At 33.8% G+C, this 6212-nt stretch carries 8 protein-coding genes; all 8 read left to right on the forward strand.

What is annotated here, in order from left to right; translation table 11 throughout:
• Positions 1 to 121: 121 nt before the first annotated feature.
• The 8 genes from GGQ92_RS15945 to GGQ92_RS15975 all read left to right on the forward strand — a co-directional run bounded on the left by GGQ92_RS15945 (position 122) and on the right by GGQ92_RS15975 (position 5749).
• Complete coding sequence (locus GGQ92_RS15945) at positions 122 to 1327, forward strand: AAA family ATPase (protein WP_343068860.1); 1206 nt, start codon at positions 122 to 124, stop codon at positions 1325 to 1327.
• 23 nt (positions 1328 to 1350) lie between these two features.
• Positions 1351 to 1641 carry a hypothetical protein gene (locus GGQ92_RS15950; protein ID WP_184251281.1) on the forward strand — a complete coding sequence of 97 codons (291 nt, stop codon included), beginning with the start codon at positions 1351 to 1353 and terminating at the stop codon, positions 1639 to 1641.
• A gap of 151 nt (positions 1642 to 1792) precedes the next feature.
• Positions 1793 to 1948, forward strand: a complete 156-nt coding sequence (locus GGQ92_RS16650) for a hypothetical protein (RefSeq protein WP_343068858.1) — start codon at positions 1793 to 1795, stop codon at positions 1946 to 1948.
• 78 nt (positions 1949 to 2026) lie between these two features.
• Entirely contained in the window at positions 2027 to 2617 is a 591-nt protein-coding gene (locus GGQ92_RS15955; RefSeq protein ID WP_343068859.1) for a hypothetical protein, read from the forward strand.
• A 35-nt stretch (positions 2618 to 2652) separates the two neighbouring features.
• Complete coding sequence (locus GGQ92_RS15960) at positions 2653 to 2850, forward strand: hypothetical protein (protein ID WP_184251283.1); 198 nt, start codon at positions 2653 to 2655, stop codon at positions 2848 to 2850.
• Positions 2847 to 4181: a hypothetical protein gene (locus GGQ92_RS15965; RefSeq protein WP_184251285.1), complete on the forward strand. Its 1335-nt coding sequence runs from the start codon at positions 2847 to 2849 to the stop codon at positions 4179 to 4181. The genes GGQ92_RS15960 and GGQ92_RS15965 overlap by 4 nt, the downstream gene beginning before the upstream one ends.
• A 93-nt stretch (positions 4182 to 4274) precedes the next feature.
• Complete coding sequence (locus GGQ92_RS15970) at positions 4275 to 4757, forward strand: GNAT family N-acetyltransferase (protein WP_184251287.1); 483 nt, start codon at positions 4275 to 4277, stop codon at positions 4755 to 4757.
• Between the two features lie 257 nt (positions 4758 to 5014).
• On the forward strand, positions 5015 to 5749 hold the full coding sequence (locus tag GGQ92_RS15975) for an AcrVA2 family anti-CRISPR protein (RefSeq protein WP_184251289.1): 735 nt from the start codon (positions 5015 to 5017) through the stop codon (positions 5747 to 5749).
• Positions 5750 to 6212 lie beyond the last annotated feature (463 nt).

A 6212-nucleotide genomic window follows, 5' to 3' on the forward strand; every position in this document is an offset into this window, starting at 1 on the left:
AGTACGTACTATTTTCGGCTAGAACATATATATTGTAAGTCATAAACAAGTTTACGTTCCTTAAAAAAATTGTTCAGTATAGTGTTGACATACCAAATTTATAGGAAGAATTAAATCGGCTATTCAACTTGTAAATCGCAATAAAGAATTATTTAATTCCCTTCTTAGCTCTAAACAAAATATTCCTGAAGAGGTGTTACTGGATCTAACGGATGTTATTGAAGAAATTAATCAGGAAATAGATGCATTAGATGTAAGGATAGTAAATTTAAAGAAATCGAGTTCAGAAGCAGGTGAAATTATAGCTTCCCGTAAGGCGGTAAGAGAAACATTGAAAAAGAATGAAAAACTTCATTCATCACTGGACTCCTTTGTAAGATGGTTTGATATTCAGAAGGTCATTAAAGAATACAGTAAAGCGAAAGGCAAGTTTTCCACAAATGCCTTGACCCAAAAACAGTCTGCGGCCTTCCAAGAAATTGTTCAAGGTGAGTATTTTGAAACATTTGAACGTTTTGCTAAGGAACTCAAAGTGACAAATGTTAATCTAAGACTTGTTCCTAAAAAGGGAAATACTTTAAGAAAAAAATTTGTTTCCTCAGAGGAGTACAAGGTATCTCAGGTTATGAGCGAAGGTGAACAGAAAGCTGTAGCAATGGCAGAGTTCGCAACTGATTTAACTATGCGAAAAGATTTTAATACAGTTCTCTTTGATGATCCTGTAACTTCATTGGATTATAAGAGGTCAGAAATTATTGCAAACTTAATTTATAAGCTCTCATTGGATAGACAGGTTGTTGTTTTTACACACAATATTATGTTTTATTACTATCTATACAATGCCAGCCCACAGAAGAAAAATGATGAAAACAACAAGTTCTTTAAGGTAGATGAAATTGACAAGCTAAATAAAGGATTTGTTTCAGAGACCTTTAGTGGAAGGTTAGAAAATTTGAAGGAGATAATGAGCAAATTAAAGGTACAGGAACAAACAATTAATTCTAAGGCATGTTTTGGTGATGCGTTAGAGGAAGCATTGAAGAAGGCTTATGCGGATATTAGAACTTGGTGTGAATTAATCGTGGAAGAGGGCTTCTTTAAATCGGTTATACGTCGATATGAGCCAAACATTATGTTTACAAAGGTCAATTCTATTAAAGGTGATTTTGTAGAGGAATTAACACCAGTTAGTGAACTGTTTGACAAAGCGTGCCGTTGGATGGCGGGTCACAGTCAGCCTACGGAAACTCAACACAATCGGGCAACTAAAGAGGCTTTCAATGAGGATATGAGTTATATCCATCAACTATATGAGCAATACAAATAAAAAAGTATAGGAGTGAATAAGGAATGGATTATCCGATATGGACATTAAGTGGAAGGTTTTGTGGGAAGGTTATTGAGGATCAGGTATATGATGAAAATGGTCATCACGTTGGATATATAGATCAGGATAGAATTTTCTCTGCAAGAACAGGACAAGTAGTAGGAGAGTTTTATAGAGAAGATAGAGTTGGATTGAAAACTTCCAAATCTTATCCAATAAGAGGATCGAGAGGGATTCGTGGTTCAAGAGGATTTGGGAGAAGAGGGAATAAAGGTGCTATTAGTCCAGGGGGCTGGAAAAACCCTGAGTTTTAATATTTCTTTAATAGCACTTACCTATTATTATTGAATGGGTAGGTGCTTTTCCCGTTAGACTATTCTTGACCTACAGTGAAAAATGGGATTTTAAATTTTAGTATAAGTAAGATAGATTATATTGTTACAATCCTTACTTGGAGTGATTAGAATGATGACTCTTGAAGAATATATAGCAAAAAGAAAACGTGAAGATAAAATAAACGAATTCGACGTAGACTCAAAAATTGATACCATGAGGATTTGTGTTAATTACGTATTCGAATATTTTAATCAATACTTAGATATTGAGGAAGCGGAACAATAAACATATGTAAATCAAGAACGATTAGAAAAGTTTAGAAAGCAATTAGAAATGTATGATTAAGATATTCAAGATTGGATAGTGGATATATACGATATTCATGAAAAGCATATTCATCGATCTATTATCAGTTTGCTAAAAAAAGATGATCTTTTTCTTTTATATTATAAAGATAGTGAGTTCAGAAGTTGTTCGCATGATTGCTATGCTGAACTTATTAAAAAGAACCCGTTTTTAAAAGACCAGACAGAGATGTTATTTTTATTCATTAAGGATTACCATAATATTCAAAGTCAAAAAGCCATAAATGCTCCATCAGAAAACTTGACTGAGGAGATTAATGAGTGGTTAGAGAAAACATGGCATAAGTATAAAGTAAACATTTGGGCGTTTGCATCAAATTACTTAGAACGTTTTTCTGACGATAATACCTTGTGGCCTACTAAACACAAGATAAAAAACAAGGAAAGTTGGCGACCATATATTTATGATTACAAACAAAAAACAAATCTATTTAATTTGAATACACTTTATACCAGAAACTCTAAAAAGCCATTTATTAAAGGAAAAAAACAATATCTTGAAATTATTATGATGTACATATGGCTCCATAGTATATGGGGAGATGAAGATAATTATTGGGATGAATATATGGATAAGTCGATTAAGTGACCAATGATTATAGCAAAAAAAGAGGTGATGAAATTATGACAACCAATCTATTAATTGGGATTTTATCAAGCGTTATAGCAACAGTTTTAGTAGGTGGAGCTACATACAAGTATATCTTAAAAAAGAAGGACAAAAATTCAGGAATCAGACAGGAGAATGGCGATAACCAGATCGCCTTACAGAAATCTAAGCAAAACACTATCAATATTGGGGGTGACACGTCTAAAAAATGAAAAAGAAAATTGATCAGCATAATGGGGTTAATCAGGTAGCTCTGGTTAATTCGAATGATAATGAGATTACAATAATTAATAGTCCTATTGAGCATATGACTTGGTTGATTCGAAAAGGAAAGATCGAAGAAGCATCAGAGCTATTTGCGAAGATATACAAGGAAGCAGAAAAGATGCACCCCTTATATCCGAGTTACATCTATAAACCTGTGGAATTAGGTTCGAAAATAGTATTTAAACATCATCCTTCAAACAAAAAAATAGCAGATCAGCTTCCTTTGAAATACAAGGGGAAGTTTTCTATAAAGGATAGAGATATATTGCAAGGTGAAACTATTAGAGAATTTTTGACACGAAAATACTATTCCCAGGAAAGAGTTAGTATTGATATGAAATATATTGAAACGTGGATAGGTGAACACTTAATAGACGATCCTTTTTCTTTTGAAAAGCATGCGATAAACGAAGGGGAATGGTTTATCCTCCCAGGGAAATTACCACCTCCTATTAAAGCAAAGTTAGTTCTTATAGAGGATGAAAAGGATAGAGTAATTATTGACTATCTGGAATTAAGAGTGACAGAGGTTAGTAACAAGGAAAATAAAATTATAATAAGTAATATCCATCAAGAGAGTTCACCTATTGAGCTTTCATTAACCATATCAAATATATTTACGGATAAACAATTTGTTGAAAGTACATCTAAATTTGATATAAAAATCCGAGAGAATTTTGAGTGGAAAGTAATTGCAGAGAAAACATTCTTAGAATTCATGAAATTTGTTAAGAATAGCTCTAAAATTAGATTTGTAGAAATTGAGAGTCAGAAGGTGTTTTTTACTGCAGAAGGAATAAATTTAAACAATCCGCAAGACTCTAAATATACCGATGGAAGGATAGAGGTCTTAGCAGAACTTTCGCAAATTGAAAATGCTTTGGGTGTTCAGTTTCATTTGCCAGAGTTTATGGAGGAAGAGGATTTTAAAAACATCGAAATCTTGAAGGCTATCATTGATGGGAAAGAAATAATTACCGAAATAGATAACTTTAATGCTGTATTTGATAATAGAGAGGCATTACAAAAGATAGTAAATGATATAAAAGATAGGCCAATAATGGTAACAGGTCAAGAAGAATTGGTGATTGAGCTTTTTGGTGTGAAATTTGAAAGCATAAGAGTTTCTCACACATTTGAAAACTTAGTTGTTAAAAATCCAGAGAGAATTAGGAAAAAACTTGAATACTTAGATGATGGAGAAACTGCAAAAGTTGAGTTTATACCAGGAACAAAAAATACAGTAAAAACTCGATATAGAATGCCAAACCGATAGGGCATTAGGTATATCGTGCGGATAACCACTATAGCAGATGGACATGAGTAACACTAACTGTAGGATAATAGGGAATAAGGTGGTAATATGAAGGTGATTAAAGATGAAGATTTACAATTGAGACCAGTTCGTTTACCAGAGGATTTAACAATTGCTCTTCCTTGGTATCAAGATGAAGAAGTTCTTTATAATTCCGAAGGTGAAGGCACTCCATCTTATGATTTAACAATTGTTGAAAGAATGTATAATCATCTAACAACAATTGGCGAAGTATATATTATCGAGGTTAATCAAAGTGATAAGTGGGTTCCAATTGGAGATATTACTTTATCAAAAGAAATGGTTCCAATAGTAATAGGTCATAAAGAATATAGAGGAAAAGGTATAGGCAAACATGTTATAAAACTCATTATTAAGCGAGCAAAAGAACTTAATTGGAACCAGATTAAGGTTAATAAGATTTATTCCTATAATCTTGCTTCCAGAAAAATGTTTGAAGGTTTAGGCTTTCGAAGGACAGATACAAATTTTGATGAAAAGGGAAGAAAATATTATAGTTTTGAACTTAATCTATGATTCACTATTTACCTTAACTCTTAACTCTATTATGTCTCCCTGTTACTCTCCCTTACAAAGATGTAACTCTTCTTACAAGATGTAAGTAAGTTTTACAAAGAAGGGGGAGCAGATGCAGGTATGTATCGTTTTTAGCAAACACTCTATTTAGAATCGGGAGCGTACTATTGTTGGTACGCCATTTCGGTTCTTTTTTTGTTGCCTATTTTGAGGGATAGTGTGCTATCATAAAGAAAAAGGAAGTGGGGGAAAACGTTGTGAATTTTGACCGTTTAGACAAAGTAGACAGAATCCTGTTGTCTGCAGAAGATTCGAAACGATTGGCTGACTGGTGGCTAAATATTCACGAAGGAGCCTTTAATGAGTTTCGTCCTGTGATGGAAGAAGGCATGATTGTTCAGGAACTTGACCCGAACATACAATTCGATAAAGAGTTTGTGAAGGCACATCGATTAACCTCATATGTGCTTTTTCTATATTTTAATCAATTGGATGATGTGCGGGTCTATTATGAAATTTATCGAACTATTGGCGAAAATCAGGTGGAATACATTCTGAAAGGCATCAAAAATTATGCTGAGTTAAAAAGCGATCTCACTGTAAATACGGACAATCATATCGGGCTTAAAAAAGAGCAGGCAATTCCCTTTCTGGATTCCATTACATCCAGCCATATTGCCCTGATGAATTACATGGAACTTTATCGGGACGTGCGGGAGCGGATAACGGTTCAGACTGTAAGTAAAAAGGTCACCAAAAAGAAGAAAAAAGGGAAGAAAAAGAATACCCGACCAATTACAATGTCGGTTTATAACGTGAAAATCCCGCTTGCCCCTGTTACAGACGAAGAGAGGCGTGCGTATCAACGAATGAAAGAAGCATGGACGGTTAGAGGACACTGGCGAACTTTGCCGTCAGGAAAAAAGATATGGGTGAAGCCCCATGTAAAAGGAAAAAAAGAAAAGTTAGAATCGACTACCTACCATTTTTAGTATTCGGAGATCTGTATTTAACTTCCACTTTGTACAAACCAGGATCAGGATCAGGTTCGTTACTACTTTGGCTAAACAAAAAGCTCAACACCTTTTTGTTTAGAATAGTTAATCACCTTCATTATCAACTTTGACAGTAACTTGTTGTAAACTAATTACTTTAAAATAGATATTTTTGTGATTACACAAAAAGGGGTGCTACCAATAAAACGGTAACACCTTTCCTTAATCAACCTTTTATATATTTCACTAATTCTACTTTTATATTTCCTATTTCACCACCAACCAAATGGTGAGGGGGTGCACTTCCACCAAGGTGTGGTGCATCTAATTTTAAAATTATTCTATCTATTGATGGGTTATCACTTGGGTAGTGTAAAAAGTTCTATGAAAACTACCCCATAATAAAAACTCTCATCTATTTTGAAGGAGAAAAATAACCGCCATCGCCCTTGACAAACAC

This window comes from Gracilibacillus halotolerans (assembly GCF_014206945.1).
GTDB lineage: Bacteria > Bacillota > Bacilli > Bacillales > Amphibacillaceae > Gracilibacillus > Gracilibacillus halotolerans.

Coding starts and splice junctions, on each gene's coding strand:
- GGQ92_RS15950 (WP_184251281.1), top strand. CDS start 1,351: ATGGATTATCCGATATGGACATTAAGTGGAAGGTTTTGTGGGAAGGTT.
- GGQ92_RS16650 (WP_343068858.1), top strand. CDS start 1,793: ATGATGACTCTTGAAGAATATATAGCAAAAAGAAAACGTGAAGATAAA.
- GGQ92_RS15960 (WP_184251283.1), top strand. CDS start 2,653: ATGACAACCAATCTATTAATTGGGATTTTATCAAGCGTTATAGCAACA.
- GGQ92_RS15965 (WP_184251285.1), top strand. CDS start 2,847: ATGAAAAAGAAAATTGATCAGCATAATGGGGTTAATCAGGTAGCTCTG.